This window comes from Enterocloster lavalensis, from assembly GCF_046603895.1.
Classification (GTDB): Bacteria; Bacillota; Clostridia; order Lachnospirales; family Lachnospiraceae; genus Enterocloster; species Enterocloster lavalensis.
Genome location: NZ_CP176637.1, coordinates 4230745 through 4245486 on the forward strand (window position 1 = coordinate 4230745; position 14742 = coordinate 4245486).

Genomic DNA, 14742 nt, shown 5'->3' on the forward strand with positions numbered 1-14742 from the left:
TTCGGAACGTTTTTACTTTACAGAGATCACAATTACGTTCCTGACTAAACATAATAACGCCGCCATGCTTTTTTTCTGCCTCAGCGTCGTCACAGTTTCCGTCCCTGCATTCATCCTCCAGCGGCGCCGCGGAAAACATCGGCATACCACCCACAAACTCCGTGCGCGCATTCATCCCGCGCCCGATAAAATTCTCGATCATCTCAAAAACCGTCCTCATAATTCTATGTTTTTCCCAGCCCCGAATTAAAATCTATTTTTACGCTCAGAATACAGTGCTTATATATAAGCGGCAAATCATGATCTTGTACCAGAGCGGTCCTGGCAAAACCGGCATTTTATACAAACTTTATTAAAATACTTAATTTAAAAAGTATGTTTACAAACTATAACTACAATAGTATAATGAGGGCAGTTAAAAGATCAGTAATCCGGGAGGATAATGGGATGACGGAAGGCAGACGCATGGCCATGATATACCGCCTTTTGGTGGTGAATTCATTCGTATGGGCTTCAACGGGGCTGTATATGCCTTTTATCGGGGCCTACTACACGCAGCAGGGGATCACACCTCTTCAGGTTGGGGTTCTGGTCTCCATCGGACCGGTGATTTCCATCCTGATCCAGCCGCTGTGGGCGTATATGAGCGACCGCAGCGGACGGCACAGGCTGGTACTCATCATCGTCTCTTTGGGCAGCGGGGCCGCTATTTTGAGCTATCTGGTCCGGGTGAGCTTCGGAGCTTTCGTGGTAGCCACGGTGCTTGTAAGCATTTTTAACACTGCCATCCAGCCGCTGAACGACGCCCTGGTGACAAACCGGGCCGCAAAGCTGGATGCCAATTTTGCCCATCTGCGCATGGGCGGCACCATCGGCTTTGCCGTCACCGCCCTGATCATGGGGAATTTTCTCAAAAGCCGTGCCGGGATGATTTTCGTACTCGGGAGCGCCGGATATTTTCTGCTGGCGGCCTTGTTCCTGCTCTTGCCGGAGGACCGGCAGATGACGGGGAGGAGCAGGGAACAGGAGCCGGGGCCAAACGCTAAGCGGATATTTAAAAACAGACAGATTTATCTGGTGCTCTTTCTGGCCTTTATCATACAGCTGGGGTTGAGCTTTAACGGAACTTTTTACCCGGTATATGTAATTTCCCTGGGCTACGGTCAGTCCATCGTGGGACTGTCCAGCTTCGTATCGGCTATGAGCGAGATACCCATCCTGCTGTGTGCCAACCGCCTGATCCGAAGGTTCGGCGCAGTGCATCTGCTGATTTTCTCCGTGCTTATGATGGCGGTCAGGCTGCTGTTTGCGGGAAGCGGAGTGCTCACGCTGATGCTGATGTCCCAGCTGCTTCAGGGCGTGACCTACATGACCTGCTATTACAGCTGCGTGATGTTTATCAGTGAAAATGTGGTGGAGGGAAAGATGTCCCAGGGACAGAGCCGTCTGGCCATGGTCCAGGCAGGGATGGGGGCCGTGATGGGAAATATTTTAGGCGGCCTGATGACCGACTACCTGGGGGTCCGGCTTTCCTTTGTGGTTATGTCGGTATGCGTCCTGATGGCGGCTTGCCTCAACGTTGGCCTGATCTCCCTCTTTAACCGGAGGAAAAAAGGGGGAATGGTGTTCAACAGCACTCCCAATATATAATAAAAGGATCAGTTACGACCGTGATTCGGAACATCAGACCGGACGCTGTGGAGAAGTTCTGCCGGGCCGGTCAGTTGAACAGACGGATTTCCTGTTTATGGTGGGAAATTCGTCTGTTTTGCCGTGTGCATGGGGGCTGTTTCAGAGTATTATATGATTGACAGTCATATGAAAATAAAAGATAATAGACGAAGAATGTAAAAGAAAAGATGGTGGGACGTTCTATGATTGGAAAAAGCAGAAAACCTAAAAATATCAAGTTTCACAATCAGCGGCTGGTATTGTCCCTGATGCGGCAAAACGATGTTATTTCCGCCAGCGAGATTGCCCAAAGGATCAATCTGAGCATCACCACGGTGGTGAAAATTCTGGCGGTGCTCCAGGAGAACGGTTTGATCAAATCCATGGGCAAGGGCAGCTCCACCGACGAGGGGGGCAAGAAGCCGGAGCTGTTTGCCATTAACGAGTCCTACAAGCACGTAATTGCCATTTACGCGGGACCGGATTTCATCCAGGCCGCGGTTACCGACCTGAACTGCCGGCTGATCAGCTGCCGCAACCACCCCTACAAGGCTGCGGAGAGCCTGGAACAGTCCATGCAGGACATCGCGGATTGCGCCCGTTTGGTTCTGGAGGAAAATGGCCTGCAGCCCGATGACATCTGCGCCATACCGGTGAGCTTTGACGGCATCGTGGACACAGAGAATGGAATCATTTACTATCCCATCCACAACAGCGGATGGGGCAGGAATATTCCCGTTCAGGAGATGCTGGAACGGCTGATTCCCTGGAATGATCATATCACAGTAAACAATGGAAGCCGCTACGTGTCTTACGGGCTGTTTCTGGCTCACCCGGAATATCGGGATCGAAGCGTCCTCTCAATCATGTCCGCCGCCTCCACGGGCGGCTGCCTGATCGATCACGGCAAATTGGTCCAGGGGGCCCACGGGTTCATGGGCGAGGTGGGCCATGTGATCATCCAGCCCGCCTACCGGAAGCGGCGCTGTCTCTGCGGGCGGTACGGCTGCTTTGAGACGCTGGTTTCCATGGAGGCGGTGAGAGAGTATGCAGAGGAGTTGTCTGGAGAGTACGGGGATCATCCTCTTTACAGGCAGATATTAGAAGGCGGGGCCAAGCACCGGGATGTGTTTGCGCAGGCTGACCAGGGCGACGGATTTGCCCGCGCCATTGTGGACAGGCTGGTTGAGGCATTTGAAAGTCTGATTCACAATGCGGCGCTGCTGTGCGACCCGGATCTGGTGGCGATCGGCGGCGCGTTTACAGAGGGTGGCGCTTACTTTATGGAGGCGTTGAAAGCGCGGATTAGCAACCAGTCCTTCTTTGAGATCGGGAACAGGCTGTCTATCGTCTACACCCCCCTGTCTGCGAACCATTGGATTCAGGATATCAACGTGGGAGCGGCGCTGTACGCGGTGGACGAGTATCTGCGCACATTGGAATTTGTGTAAATGCATTTGGAAAAGGCAGACATCAGGCGGAGGCGGTTCCTGACGCTATCTCTTTGGAAGAATAACGCACTCATATTGGCAAACCCGCGGATTAATGATATAATTTCCCTGTTTGACAGGGCCGTTTTTGTCTTTTTGGGACAGAAACGGTCAAATACCGCGGTTTCGGCCGCAAAATAACAATTTGGAAGTACAGCGGGCAGTGGGCGTTGGCCTGCCGCTTGCGGAAATGACAGTTTTCATACAAGAGAGGAGTTAAGCGGGTGTTTCGAGCGGAAGATTATGTGAAAGTGGAGGACCTGGACGAAGCCTATGAGCTTTGCCAGAAGCGCAGCAGCCTGATCGTGGGCGGCATGGCGTGGCTGAAGATGAGCTCGGTGACGAAGCGTGTGATCATCGACCTGTCCGGCCTGGGACTGGACACCATCGAGGAGACGGACCAGGAGTTTCGGATCGGGTGCATGTGCACCCTCAGGCAGCTGGAGACCCATCCGGGCCTGAACCAGTATTTTAACGGTATTTTTAAGGAGTGCACGCGGCACATCGTGGGCGTGCAGCTGCGCAACGTGGCTACGGTGGGCGGCAGCATCTACGCGCGGTTTGGATTTTCCGATGTTCTGACCTGCATGATGGCGCTGGACTCCTACGTGGAGCTGCACCACGGCGGGGTGATCCCCATGGCTGAGTTCGCGGCCCGTCCGGTGAGCCGGGACGACCGGGACGTGCTGGTGCGCATCATCATCCGCAAGGACGGGCGCAAGGCGGCCTACACCACCCAGCGCAATTCCCAGACGGATTTCCCGTTAATCGCCTGCTGCGTTTCACGGCTGGGAGACCACTGGTACGTGGCCGTGGGCGCCCGCCCGGGTAAGGCCAAAGTGACCCAGGTGACGGACGACGGAAATGAGAGCCTGGCCGATCTGGCCAGGGAGGCGGCGGACGCCTTCAACTACGGAAGCAATAACAGAGGAAGCGGCGAGTACCGCCACCAGCTTGCCAGGGTTTACGTGCGCAGGCTGATGGAGCGCCTGACGGGAAGGAGTGTCAGCAAGGCATGAAGATACAGTTTCGATTAAATGGAAAGACGGTGCAGGCGGATATCCAGGCGGACATGCTGCTGATCGACCTGTTGCGGGACATGGGCTGCACCAGCGTGAAGCGCGGCTGCGAGACGGACAACTGCGGCCTCTGTACGGTGTGGATGGACAAGAAGCCCATCCTGTCCTGCTCCACCCTGGCAGTGCGGGCCAATGGACGCCATCTGCGGACCCTGGAGGGACTTCAGAAGGACGCGGAGGAATTTGGCCTGTTCCTGGCAAAGGAAGGCGGAGAGCAGTGCGGTTTCTGCAGCCCGGGCTTTATCATGAACGTGCTCTCCATGGTGCGGGAGCTGGACGACCCCACCGAGGAGGAGATCAAGGAGTATCTGGCCGGAAACCTGTGCCGGTGCAGCGGGTACATGTCCCAGCTGCGGGCCGTGAAGAAGTTTCTGGCATATAAAAAGGAACAGCGGGAAGGAGGGAAGGCCTGATGGAGAACGAGAAGAGACAGTCATACCGCGTGGTGGGCGCTCCCATCATCAAGAAGGACGCCATGGCCCTGGTGACCGGCAAGCCGGTTTACACCGCGGATATCGCTCCCAGGGACTGCCTGGTGGTGAAGGTGCTTAGAAGCCCCTACGCCCACGCCATGATCACGGAGATCGACTGCGCCGTGGCCAAGAAGCTGCCGGGAATCGAGTGCGTTCTGACCTACAAGGACGTGCCCCAGAAGCGTTTCACCCTGGCCGGGCAGACCTTTCCTGAGCCCAGCCCCTACGACCGCCTGATCCTGGACCGCCACCTGCGCTTTGTGGGCGACGCGGTGGCCATCATTGCGGGACAGACCGAAGCCCAGGTGGATCACGCCATGCGCCTGATCAAGGTGAAATACCAGGAGCTGCCGCCGGTGCTGGATATGCACGAGGCCAAGGACAATCCCGTCCTGATCCATCCCGAGGAGGACTGGAAGGCCCTCTGTAAGGTTGGAGCGGACAACAAGCGCAACCTCTGTGCCACCGGCTCGGAAGAGAAGGGCGACGTGGACGCGGTGATGGCACAGTGCAGCCACGTGGTCGACCGGGTTTACCACGCCAAGGCCAATCAGCAGGCTATGATGGAGACTTTCCGGACCTTTACCTACATGGACGTGTACGGCCGTCTGAACGTGGTCTCCTCCACCCAGATCGTGTTCCACGTCCGCCGGATTCTGGCCAACGCCCTGGACATTCCCAAGTCCAAAATCCGCGTGGTGAAGCCCAGAATCGGCGGCGGCTTCGGCGCCAAGCAGACCGCTGTGGTGGAAATTTACCCGGCCGTGGTCACCTGGTTCACCGGCAAACCGGCCAAGATCATTTACACCCGCTATGAGTCCCAGATCGCTTCCTCACCCCGCCATGAGATGGAGGTGCATGTGAAGATCGGCTGCAACGACGACGGCATTTTTCAGGCCATCGACGTGTACACCCTGTCCAACACCGGCGCTTACGGCGAGCACGGCCCCACCACCGTGGGCCTCTCCGGCCACAAGGCTATCCCGCTGTACCGGACGCCCAAGGCATTCCGCTTCGCCTACGACGTGGTTTACACCAACCGGATGAGCGCGGGCGCTTACCGGGGTTACGGCGCGACCCAGGGCATTTTCGCCATGGAGTCGGCGGTCAGCGAGCTGGCGGCCGAGCTTCACATGGACCCGGTGAAGCTTCGGAAAATGAACATGGTGAAGGAGGGCGACATCATGCCCGCCTACTACAACGAGCCGGCTTCCAGCTGCGCTCTGGACCGCTGCATGGCCAGGGCCAAAGAGATGATCGGCTGGGACGAGAAATACCCCAGACGCGACATGGGGAACGGCAAGGTCCGCGGCGTGGGAATCGCCATGGCCATGCAGGGCTCCTCCATCGCGGGCGTGGACGTGGCCAGCGTGTCCATCAAGGTAAATGACGACGGCTTCTACAGCATGACCATCGGCGCGGCGGAAATGGGAACGGGCTGCGATACCACCCTGGCCCAGGTGGCCGCCGAGTGCCTGGACTGCGAGATCGACGATATCGTGGTGTACGGTGCGGACACGGACATTTCCCCCTACGACTCGGGCTCCTACGCCTCCAGCACGGCCTACCTCACGGGAATGGCCGTGGTCAAGACCTGCGAGTCCCTGAAACAGAAGATTATCGCCAAGGGCGCGGACTATTTAAAATGTCCGGCCGACGGCCTGGAATTTGACGGAAAGCGGGTGTTTAAACCCGCGGCGGACGGGGTGGAGGAAATGTCCATCAGTCTGAAGGACATTGCCAACAAATCCATGGGCTTCAACAGCGACGCGCTGTCCGCCAGCGAATCCCATCACTCCCCCACGTCTCCGCCGCCCTTTATGGTGGGAGCCGCCGAGGTCGAGGTGGACAAGGAAACCGGAGCCATCCGCCTGGTGGACTACGTGGCCGTGGTGGACTGCGGAACCGCGCTGAACCCCAACCTGGTGAAGGTGCAGACCGAGGGCGGACTGGCCCAGGGAATCGGCATGGCCATGTACGAGGATATCCATTACTCGGAAAAAGGCCAGGTGTACGAGAATTCCCTGATGCAGTACAAGATTCCCAGCCGTCTGGACGTGGGCACGATCCGGGTGGAGTTCGAGAACAGCTACGAGCCCAACGGACCCTTTGGAGCCAAATCCATCGGCGAGGTCGTGATCAACACGCCGTCCCCGGCTATCGCCAACGCGGTGTACAACGCGGTGGGCGTGCGGGTGCGCGAGCTGCCGGTTACGGCGGAAAAAGTATTTATGGGGATGCAGGGGCTGTAGACAGTCCGAGGGGGTTTTCTTATGGGAGCGACGCAGACACAGGAAGAAAAATTTATCCATATGACCCAGGAGCCGGTTCCACATCTGATCTGTGAGCTGGCAGGGCCGACGATTATCAGCATGCTGGTCACCTCCTTCTACAACATGGCGGACACGTTTTTCGTGGGCCAGGTGGGGACCAGCGCCACAGGGGCCGTGGGCATCGCGTTTTCCGTGATGGCCGTGATTCAGGCCTTCGGGTTCTTCTTCGGCCACGGCTCGGGCAACTACGTGTCCCGCAAGCTGGGAGCCCAGGAGTTCGACGAGGCGGCCAAGATGGCCGCCACCGGCTTTGTGTCGGCATTTATTATGGGACTGGTGATCATGGCGGCGGGGCTGGCCTTTCTGGACCCACTCTGCCATATGCTGGGGGCAACGGACACCATACTGCCCTACGCCAGGTCCTACCTGGGCTTTATCCTGATCGGAGCGCCCTACATGACGGCTTCGCTGGTGCTCAACAACCAGCTCCGGTTCCAGGGCAGCGCCTTCTACGCTATGATCGGCATCGCCTCCGGGGCGGTGATCAACATTGTGCTGGACCCCATTTTCATCTTTGTGTTCCACATGGGCATCGGCGGCGCGGCCCTGGCCACCATCATCAGCCAGTTCATCAGCTTCTGCCTGCTGATCGCGGGAACCAGGAGAGGGGGCAACCTGCGCCTGGACATCCGCAAGTTCTCGCCCAGCCTGGAGCGCTACAAGATCATTTTAAACGGCGGAGCGCCGTCCCTGTGCCGCCAGGGCCTGGGCAGCGTGGCTACCGCCTGCATGAACCTGATGGCCAGGCCCTACGGGGACGCGGCCATCGCGGCCATGTCCATTGTGATGCGCATCACCCAGTTCGCGGCCTCGGTGATGATCGGCTTCGGCCAGGGCTTCCAGCCGGTCTGCGGCTTCAATTACGGGGCTAAGAAGTACGGCAGGGTGAAGGAGGGCTTCTGGTTCTGCGTGCGCGTGTCCACCGTGTTCCTCTGTATCATGGCGGTCTGCGGCTGGTTCGGCGCGGAGCTTCTGGTCACCATTTTCCGAAAGGGCGACCCGGATGTGATCCGGTACGGAACCCGGGCCCTTAGGCTTCAGTGCATTTCCTTCCCGCTGGTGGGCTGGATCACCATGTGTAACATGATGATGCAGACCATGGGCAAGGGCGTGCGGGCCACCATCCTGTCCATGTCCCGCCAGGGCCTATTTTTCATTCCCCTGGTGCTGACGCTGCCCGCCTATTACGGCCTCTTCGGCGTGCAGGTGAGCCAGCCCATCTCCGACGTCGTCAGCTTCCTGGTGGCGATCCCGCTGGAAATTGGGGTGCTGCGGGAGATGACCCGGGAGATGCGGGCTATGGAGATGGAGTCCGGAATTACCACGTAAACAGAGCGGCAACTCCGATGTTAAATTTACCCGTTTTGCATTCGCCCTTGCATATCCCTCCCAAAAGTTGTATACTAAATCCAGTTATGACGCGGGCAGAGTTTTGCAGAGCCTGCGCCGGATACACACCAACACCAGGAGGGATTGCAATGATTGAGGCAACGAGCTGCGGCGGTGTGGTTATTTTTCGCGGGAAAATCCTTGTCCTGTACAAGAATTACAAGAACAAGTACGAGGGATGGGTTCTGCCCAAGGGAACAGTAGAAGCTGGCGAGGAGTATAAGGAGACTGCCCTGCGCGAGGTTAAGGAAGAAACCGGGGTCAGCGCCTCTATCATCAAGTATATCGGTAAGAGCCAATATTCATTCAATACCCCACAGGACGTGGTGGAAAAGGACGTCCACTGGTATCTGATGATGGCCGACAGCTATTACAGCAAACCACAGCGGGAAGAATACTTTCTGGACTCCGGGTACTATAAATTTTATGAAGCCTACCACCTTCTGAAATTTTCCAATGAAAAGCAGATTCTGGAAAAGGCGTACAACGAGTATCTGGACTTGAAGAAGAGTAATCTTTGGGGAAGCAAGAAATATTTTTAAATGAAATCAGATGGAATTGAGAGAGCGCTCCGGGGTGGCCGGGGCGTTCTTTTTTTGTTTGGGGCCGGTGGGGTGCAGGGAGAGAAATGGGTTATATCTTACGGTCATATCGTTATAATCGTATAATATAGATATCAAAAAGCGAGGTGAAATGTACATGGAAACAATCAGACCATCATCGGACCTGCGAAATAAATACCCTGAGATTTCCCGTCTGACGCGGGAGACAAGAGAGCCGGCTTTTATAACGGTAAATGGCCGGGAAGACACGGTTCTAATGGGTTACGCCCAGTATGGCCGGTTGAAATCCGAGCTGGATTTATTAAGAACCCTGGCGGAGGCGCAGGATGATGTGGACCAGGGAAGGACATCACCGATTGCCGATACATTCAGCGATATCCGCGAAAATCTGCTGGCGAGGAAGGAGATATGAGATACGAGGTACTCCGAACCGACCAGGCAGACGCGCAGATCAGGGACTTGATTTATTATATTGCGGATGATTCCGGGAGTGTGGAGATTGCGCTCGCTTACCTGGAAAAGCTGGAGCACGCGATCCGGCTGCTGGAGGATCAGCCCTATAACGGAGCGGAACCCAGATATCCGTTCCTGAGACGTATGAAGTTCCGGGTTTTAATTGTGGAAAGGCATCTGATTTTCTATAAAGTAAGGGAGCGTGATCATACGGTGATCGTGTATGCGGTTGTGGATTTACGGCGGGATTATCTGGAGCTGATTCGATGAATAATGGGAAGAGATGGTCTGCGGCGGAAGATCAGCTGCCGGCGGATGGGTGTGGAGTATTTAAGTAAAAATTGAGTCGTGGTCCTTTCCGGGTGGACGCGCGATATACCAGAAAACAGATAAAAACTTCGGCCACTGATGCGGCTTTGCCTGTAAGGCAAGCATCAGTGGCCGGGGTTTTATCTGTTTTCTGTTTACCGCGGCACGCTGTCGGCGGCTCACCCCTCATTCTGCATCGTAGACACGGCCCAGTTGGCCTCGATCTCCGTCTGGGCGGTCTCCAGGTCGCCGGAGCGCAGGGCCTCGATGATCCGCTTGTGACTGGCGTAGCTGACCTCCGGGGTGGTGTAAATCTTGAAAAAACGGTTCTCGTTGCGGCTCACGTGGATGGACAGCTGGTCCGAGTAGTTCACCAGATAGGGATTCCCGGACAGCTGGCAGAGGTAGCGGTGGAACTGGTAGTCCGCCTCTATGGTGGCGGGGACGGCTCCCATCTGGGCGCAGCGGAGAAAATTCTCGTTCAGGGAATTCAGATGTTCCAGGTCCTCTGCGGTCACAGAACCGATGGACAGCTTCAGCGCCAGGGCCTGAAGCCCGCCCAGGAGCTGGTACACGTGCTTGATGTCCTCCTGGTTGATGGGCGCCACAAAGGTGCCGCTGGAGGGAACGATCTCCACCAGCTTCTGTTCGTTCAGCATCTGAATGGCCTCCCGCACGGGCGTGCGGGACACGCTGAAATACTTGGCCAGATCGGCGTCGTTTAAACGCTCCCCCGGCTCCAGCGTGCCGTCCACGATCCACTGCTGCAATATGGTATAAACCCGCTCTTTGGCGGTGGTGCGGTTGATGGTCTCTGTCTTTTTGGGTATTGGCATGTGCACCCCTCCCCTCACGATTTTAATATAATTCTACTTGATATCAACTAAATATGCAATATAATTTTTACCAAATATTATTGAATTATAGAGAAATCTAACACTATTTTAGATAAAAAAATAAAATTAATATATTGCATATCGGTTGCGGGTATGGTATGATCAAATCAACCGATATATTGGATATTGCGAGAAGGAGGAACGATATGGAGGAGATTTCAAACCGCTGGGTCCGGGCGGTGCGCGGCGGGGGGAATCCTGCGGATGCCCAGGGCGTCGCGGATTTTCTGAACCAGGAGGCGGTGGAACCGGCCCACCGGATTCACCGGGCTATGGAGGGCTACCGGCCCACGCCCCTGGTGCGCCTGGACGGATTGGCGGAGGCCCTGGGGGTGAAGGCGGTATTTGTGAAGGATGAGTCCAAACGATTCGGCCTCAACGCCTTCAAGGGCCTAGGCGCGATCTACGCGTTCACCCGGGTGGTGTGCGGCGAGCTGGGGCTGGACCCTGAGACCACCACGTTTGCGGACCTTCAGTCCGAGCCGGTGCGCGGGCGGCTCTCCGGGATGGTCTTTGTGACCGCCACCGACGGCAACCACGGCAAAGGGGTGGCCTGGGCGGCGGGCCAGCTGGGCTGCCGGGCGTATGTGTATATGCCCAAGGGGTCCTCCGAGCTGCGCGCCCAGGCCATCCGGGACGCGGGCAGGGCAGAGGTCCAGATCATGGATGTGGGCTACGACGACGCTGTGCGCCACGCGGCCCGCATGGCGGAGGAGAACGGCTGGCACCTGGTACAGGACACCAGCTGGGAGGGCTACCAGCAGATTCCCACCTGGATTGTCCAGGGGTACACCACTATGGCGGCGGAGGCCGCAGACCAGCTGGAGGCGGAGGGATTTTCCAGGCCAAGCCACGTGTTTCTGCAGGCGGGCGTGGGAGCCATGGCGGGCGGTGTGACCGGTTATCTGGCAGGCCGCTACGCAGAGAACCGCCCGGTATTCAGCACGGTGGAGCCTGAGGACATGGCGTGCATTTACAAATCCATTCTGACTGCGGACGGGGAACCCCACGCGGTGGAAGGGGACTGCTCCACGATCATGGCCGGGCTGAACTGCGGGGAGCCCTGCACCGTCACCTGGCCGGTGCTGAGGACCTTTACCAGTTTCGCCTTCAGCTGCGCGGACCCGGTGGCCGCGCTGGGCATGCGGCTTCTAGCGGCTCCCCACAAGGGGGATGAGCCCATCGTCTCCGGCGAGTCCGGGGCGGCCACCACCGGCCTGCTGGCAGTGCTGGCGGCCAGTGAAGCGTTCGCCGGTCTGCGCCGGGAAATGGGACTGGACAGCAGCTCCGTGGTGCTCTTGTTCAGCACGGAGGGAGACACTGATCCAGAACAGTACAGGCGTATTGTGTACGCGGGGGAATGTGCGTTGCAATAACAATAAGAGGAAAAAGAAGGAGGGATTTCTATGAATCAGACTTATGAGGCAGTCAGCAAGTACATCGATGAGCACCGCGAGGAGATGAACCAGGTTCTGATGAATCTGGTCAATCTGGAGGGACATTACGCGGAGAAGGAAAATGTAGAAAAGGCGATGGCCTATCTCTGCGGCCTTCTGGAGGAGGAAGGGTTCAGGCTCACCCGCCACGAGGTGGCAGAGGATCGGGCGGGTGTGGTCACGGCCATTCTGGGAGAGGACCGTCCGGGCAAGCCGGTACTGCTCTCCGGGCATGTGGACACCGTATTCCACACAGGCGCGTTCGGCAGCCCAGCCTGCCGCATCGAGGACGGAAAGATTTACGGCCCCGGCGTCATCGACATGAAGGGCGGCGACGTGATGGCTCTGTATATCGCCAAAGCCCTCAACCATATCGGTTATACGGAGCGCCCGATTAAGATCATTCTGGTGGGAGACGAGGAGGCGGATCACGTGGGAAATAACGCCGACGAGACCATTATCCAGGAGAGCCGGGGCTGCATCTGTGCATTCAACATGGAGCCGGGCGACATGAAGAACCGCCTGGTAATCGGCCGGAAGACCCAGCACACCTTTTTCGTCTCCGTGGAGGGCGTGGGCGGACACGCGGGAAACGACGTGCTGACCGGCAAGAACGCGCTTTTGGAGGCGGCCTTTAAGGTGGTGGACATTTCCAAGCTGGCCAATCTGGAGATCGGCAGTTCCGTGACTCCCAGTATCATCAACGCCGGAAGGCAGAGCAGCGCGATACCGGATCACTGTGAATTTGCGGTGGATATCCGATTCAACACGCCGGAGGAGGGACAGCGGCTCCACGAAGGCATCGAGGGGATTATCGCCCACTCCTACATACCGGGCACTACAGCCAGTTTCCGCACGGATATCGCCAAATTTGTGCCTTACAACGAGACGGAAGGCATCGCCCGCATGCACGATATGGTCAATGATATCGCAAGAGAGCTGGGAATGCCGGAGTTCGGGAAGGTTCACCGCGGCGGCGTGTCTGATTCCGGCAATATTGTGGCGGCGGGGGTTCCCACACTGGACGGAATGGGGATTGTGGGAGAATTCGCTCACAATACCAGGGAATACGGCATTCTCCAGACCATGTACGACCGCACCAAGCTGGTAGCCTACACGATCACCCGTCTGGAGGAGTACGAGCTGTAAACGATATTTGAATCATCAAATAATGGGGTAAAAATAGCAGGAGGGATAATAGTATGGAAGGTAATGAAACGCGCAAAATGCCCAGTTTTGGTTATGCGATGTTTACAATGGCGCTGATCCTCGGGGGGATCATGGTTCTGGGGGCGGTATTTGGATTCAAGATGCAGGTGTTGTTTTTGCTGGCCTGGATTGTCGCATTCCCGCTGTGCATGAAAATCGGCTACAAGTACACCGAGCTGCAAAAGGGTATGTTCGCTTTTATGCCCCGCTGTCTGCTGCCGGTGGTCTTCACTATTACCATCGGCGCCCTGATCGGCGCATGGAACGCCAGCGGAACCATCGCGGCGGTGACACATCTGGGCATGAAAATTATTAATCCCAGTTATTTCCAGGTAACGTCCTTTATCATTTGTATTTTGTTCTCCATGATCACCGGCACGTCCTGGGGAACCTGCGGAACCATCGGTATCGCCCTCATGGGCGTGGCGCTGGGCATGGGATTTAATCCGCTGGTGGCGGCCAGCCCCATTATCTGCGGAGCGTTCGTGGGCGACGGACTGTCGCCGCTGTCCGACACCACCAACATTATCAGCGGCGCGGTAGGCGTGGATTTGTTCTCCCACATCAAATACCAGCTGCGCGTCACCATACCCACCATTATCATTTCAGCCGTTATCTTCTTTGTGCTGGGATTGAACAATCATTTTGACGCCTCCTCCACAGGAGAGATCGCTTCTATTATGGACGGCATCGCCGGGAACTTCCGCCTGGGCTTTATTCCCATGATTCCGGTAATCCTGGTGATCGCGCTGTTATGCTTCAAGGTTCCCACCATTCCGTCCCTGCTCTGCGGCGGCGTGGGCGGTCTGCTGGTCGCCACGCTCTACCAGGGGCATACCGCCAAGGCCGTGATCGACTACATGTGGAGCGGTTACACCATGTCTTCCGGGGACGCGTTCATCGATAAGCTGTTCAGCCGCGGCGGAATGTCCAGCATGACGGGCACCGCGTTTATGATTGTGGTCGCCTTTGGATTGTTCGGAATCCTCAATACCGCAGGGGTGTTGGACGCACTGGTCGAGCCCCTCTCCAAGCGCATTCACACCAATGTGGGCGCGACCATCTGCGCGCTGCTGCTGGGCGTGCTGGGAAATCTGTCTTCCTCTACCACCTTCGCAGAGGTATTTACCAGCAACGTGTTGAACGGCGTATACGACAAGGCGGGTCTGGACCGGCTGGACCTGGCAAATGCCATGACGGTGGGCTGTCTCATATTCGGCCTGTGGATTCCCTGGAACACCAACCCGGTGGCGGTGGCCGCCTCGCTGGATGTGGACCCCCTGCGGGTGGCCCCGTACCTGGTCACGCCCTTTGTATACTTCGGCGTTCTGATGGTTCTGGCTGTGCTGAAACAGAAAAAACGCGGCGCGGCGCATTGAGGACTGCGGCCAGATGAATAAAACAGTATAATTGACAGATAGAAAGGCGCTGATCCGTATTT

13 protein-coding genes are annotated in these 14742 nt (G+C 56.9%); 12 read left to right on the top strand and 1 reads right to left on the bottom strand.

Translation table 11 applies throughout. The annotated features are described in order from the left end of the window. Nucleotides 1-447 precede the first annotated feature (447 nt). The 9 genes from ACK2JC_RS18875 to ACK2JC_RS18915 all read left to right on the top strand — a co-directional run bounded on the left by ACK2JC_RS18875 (nucleotide 448) and on the right by ACK2JC_RS18915 (nucleotide 9721). The gene (locus ACK2JC_RS18875; RefSeq protein WP_166434979.1) at nucleotides 448-1650 is read left to right on the top strand and encodes an MFS transporter; all 1203 of its coding nucleotides are present in this window, start codon (nucleotides 448-450) and stop codon (nucleotides 1648-1650) included. 224 nt (nucleotides 1651-1874) lie between these two features. Beyond that, nucleotides 1875-3122: an ROK family transcriptional regulator gene (locus ACK2JC_RS18880; protein ID WP_320936659.1), complete on the top strand. Its 1248-nt coding sequence runs from the start codon at nucleotides 1875-1877 to the stop codon at nucleotides 3120-3122. A gap of 263 nt (nucleotides 3123-3385) precedes the next feature. After that, a complete protein-coding gene (locus ACK2JC_RS18885; RefSeq protein WP_092361268.1) occupies nucleotides 3386-4180 on the top strand; it encodes an FAD binding domain-containing protein in 795 nt (264 codons plus the stop codon). Further along, entirely contained in the window at nucleotides 4177-4653 is a 477-nt protein-coding gene (locus ACK2JC_RS18890) for a (2Fe-2S)-binding protein (RefSeq protein ID WP_092361267.1), read from the top strand. Before ACK2JC_RS18885 ends, ACK2JC_RS18890 begins: the two co-directional genes overlap by 4 nt. Beyond that, the gene (locus tag ACK2JC_RS18895) at nucleotides 4653-6965 is read left to right on the top strand and encodes a xanthine dehydrogenase family protein molybdopterin-binding subunit (protein WP_320936658.1); all 2313 of its coding nucleotides are present in this window, start codon (nucleotides 4653-4655) and stop codon (nucleotides 6963-6965) included. The genes ACK2JC_RS18890 and ACK2JC_RS18895 overlap by 1 nt, the downstream gene beginning before the upstream one ends. A 21-nt stretch (nucleotides 6966-6986) precedes the next feature. Continuing rightward, a complete protein-coding gene (locus ACK2JC_RS18900) occupies nucleotides 6987-8375 on the top strand; it encodes an MATE family efflux transporter (RefSeq protein ID WP_107434342.1) in 1389 nt (462 codons plus the stop codon). A 149-nt stretch (nucleotides 8376-8524) separates the two neighbouring features. Continuing rightward, entirely contained in the window at nucleotides 8525-8977 is a 453-nt protein-coding gene (locus ACK2JC_RS18905; RefSeq protein ID WP_002567924.1) for an NUDIX hydrolase, read from the top strand. A 151-nt stretch (nucleotides 8978-9128) separates the two neighbouring features. Further along, entirely contained in the window at nucleotides 9129-9410 is a 282-nt protein-coding gene (locus tag ACK2JC_RS18910; protein ID WP_320936657.1) for a type II toxin-antitoxin system Phd/YefM family antitoxin, read from the top strand. Further along, nucleotides 9407-9721 carry a type II toxin-antitoxin system RelE/ParE family toxin gene (locus tag ACK2JC_RS18915; protein WP_320936656.1) on the top strand — a complete coding sequence of 105 codons (315 nt, stop codon included), beginning with the start codon at nucleotides 9407-9409 and terminating at the stop codon, nucleotides 9719-9721. The genes ACK2JC_RS18910 and ACK2JC_RS18915 overlap by 4 nt, the downstream gene beginning before the upstream one ends. A gap of 218 nt (nucleotides 9722-9939) precedes the next feature. Here the strand turns inward: ACK2JC_RS18915 and ACK2JC_RS18920 are convergent, their stop codons facing one another. Next, nucleotides 9940-10596, bottom strand: a complete 657-nt coding sequence (locus ACK2JC_RS18920) for a GntR family transcriptional regulator (protein WP_320936655.1) — start codon at nucleotides 10594-10596, stop codon at nucleotides 9940-9942. A 206-nt stretch (nucleotides 10597-10802) separates the two neighbouring features. Here ACK2JC_RS18920 and ACK2JC_RS18925 point away from each other — a divergent pair, with 206 nt between their 5' ends. Genes ACK2JC_RS18925 through ACK2JC_RS18935 form a run of 3 tightly spaced genes read left to right on the top strand, consistent with a single transcriptional unit; the run spans nucleotide 10803 to nucleotide 14680 of the window. Further along, nucleotides 10803-12032, top strand: a complete 1230-nt coding sequence (locus ACK2JC_RS18925) for a diaminopropionate ammonia-lyase (protein WP_320936654.1) — start codon at nucleotides 10803-10805, stop codon at nucleotides 12030-12032. Between the two features lie 30 nt (nucleotides 12033-12062). Beyond that, nucleotides 12063-13241 (top strand): M20/M25/M40 family metallo-hydrolase, encoded by a 1179-nt coding sequence (locus tag ACK2JC_RS18930; protein ID WP_320936653.1) that lies wholly within the window; start codon nucleotides 12063-12065, stop codon nucleotides 13239-13241. Between the two features lie 53 nt (nucleotides 13242-13294). After that, nucleotides 13295-14680: a Na+/H+ antiporter NhaC family protein gene (locus ACK2JC_RS18935; protein ID WP_320936652.1), complete on the top strand. Its 1386-nt coding sequence runs from the start codon at nucleotides 13295-13297 to the stop codon at nucleotides 14678-14680. Nucleotides 14681-14742: the final 62 nt, after the last annotated feature.

Excerpts from the sequence above, each read along its gene's own strand:
- ACK2JC_RS18875 (WP_166434979.1), top strand. The coding sequence starts at position 448 with ATGACGGAAGGCAGACGCATGGCCATGATATACCGCCTTTTGGTGGTG.
- ACK2JC_RS18880 (WP_320936659.1), top strand. The coding sequence starts at position 1,875 with ATGATTGGAAAAAGCAGAAAACCTAAAAATATCAAGTTTCACAATCAG.
- ACK2JC_RS18890 (WP_092361267.1), top strand. The coding sequence starts at position 4,177 with ATGAAGATACAGTTTCGATTAAATGGAAAGACGGTGCAGGCGGATATC.
- ACK2JC_RS18895 (WP_320936658.1), top strand. The coding sequence starts at position 4,653 with ATGGAGAACGAGAAGAGACAGTCATACCGCGTGGTGGGCGCTCCCATC.
- ACK2JC_RS18900 (WP_107434342.1), top strand. The coding sequence starts at position 6,987 with ATGGGAGCGACGCAGACACAGGAAGAAAAATTTATCCATATGACCCAG.
- ACK2JC_RS18905 (WP_002567924.1), top strand. The coding sequence starts at position 8,525 with ATGATTGAGGCAACGAGCTGCGGCGGTGTGGTTATTTTTCGCGGGAAA.
- ACK2JC_RS18910 (WP_320936657.1), top strand. The coding sequence starts at position 9,129 with ATGTACATGGAAACAATCAGACCATCATCGGACCTGCGAAATAAATAC.
- ACK2JC_RS18915 (WP_320936656.1), top strand. The coding sequence starts at position 9,407 with ATGAGATACGAGGTACTCCGAACCGACCAGGCAGACGCGCAGATCAGG.
- ACK2JC_RS18920 (WP_320936655.1), bottom strand. The coding sequence starts at position 10,596 with ATGCCAATACCCAAAAAGACAGAGACCATCAACCGCACCACCGCCAAA.
- ACK2JC_RS18925 (WP_320936654.1), top strand. The coding sequence starts at position 10,803 with ATGGAGGAGATTTCAAACCGCTGGGTCCGGGCGGTGCGCGGCGGGGGG.
- ACK2JC_RS18930 (WP_320936653.1), top strand. The coding sequence starts at position 12,063 with ATGAATCAGACTTATGAGGCAGTCAGCAAGTACATCGATGAGCACCGC.
- ACK2JC_RS18935 (WP_320936652.1), top strand. The coding sequence starts at position 13,295 with ATGGAAGGTAATGAAACGCGCAAAATGCCCAGTTTTGGTTATGCGATG.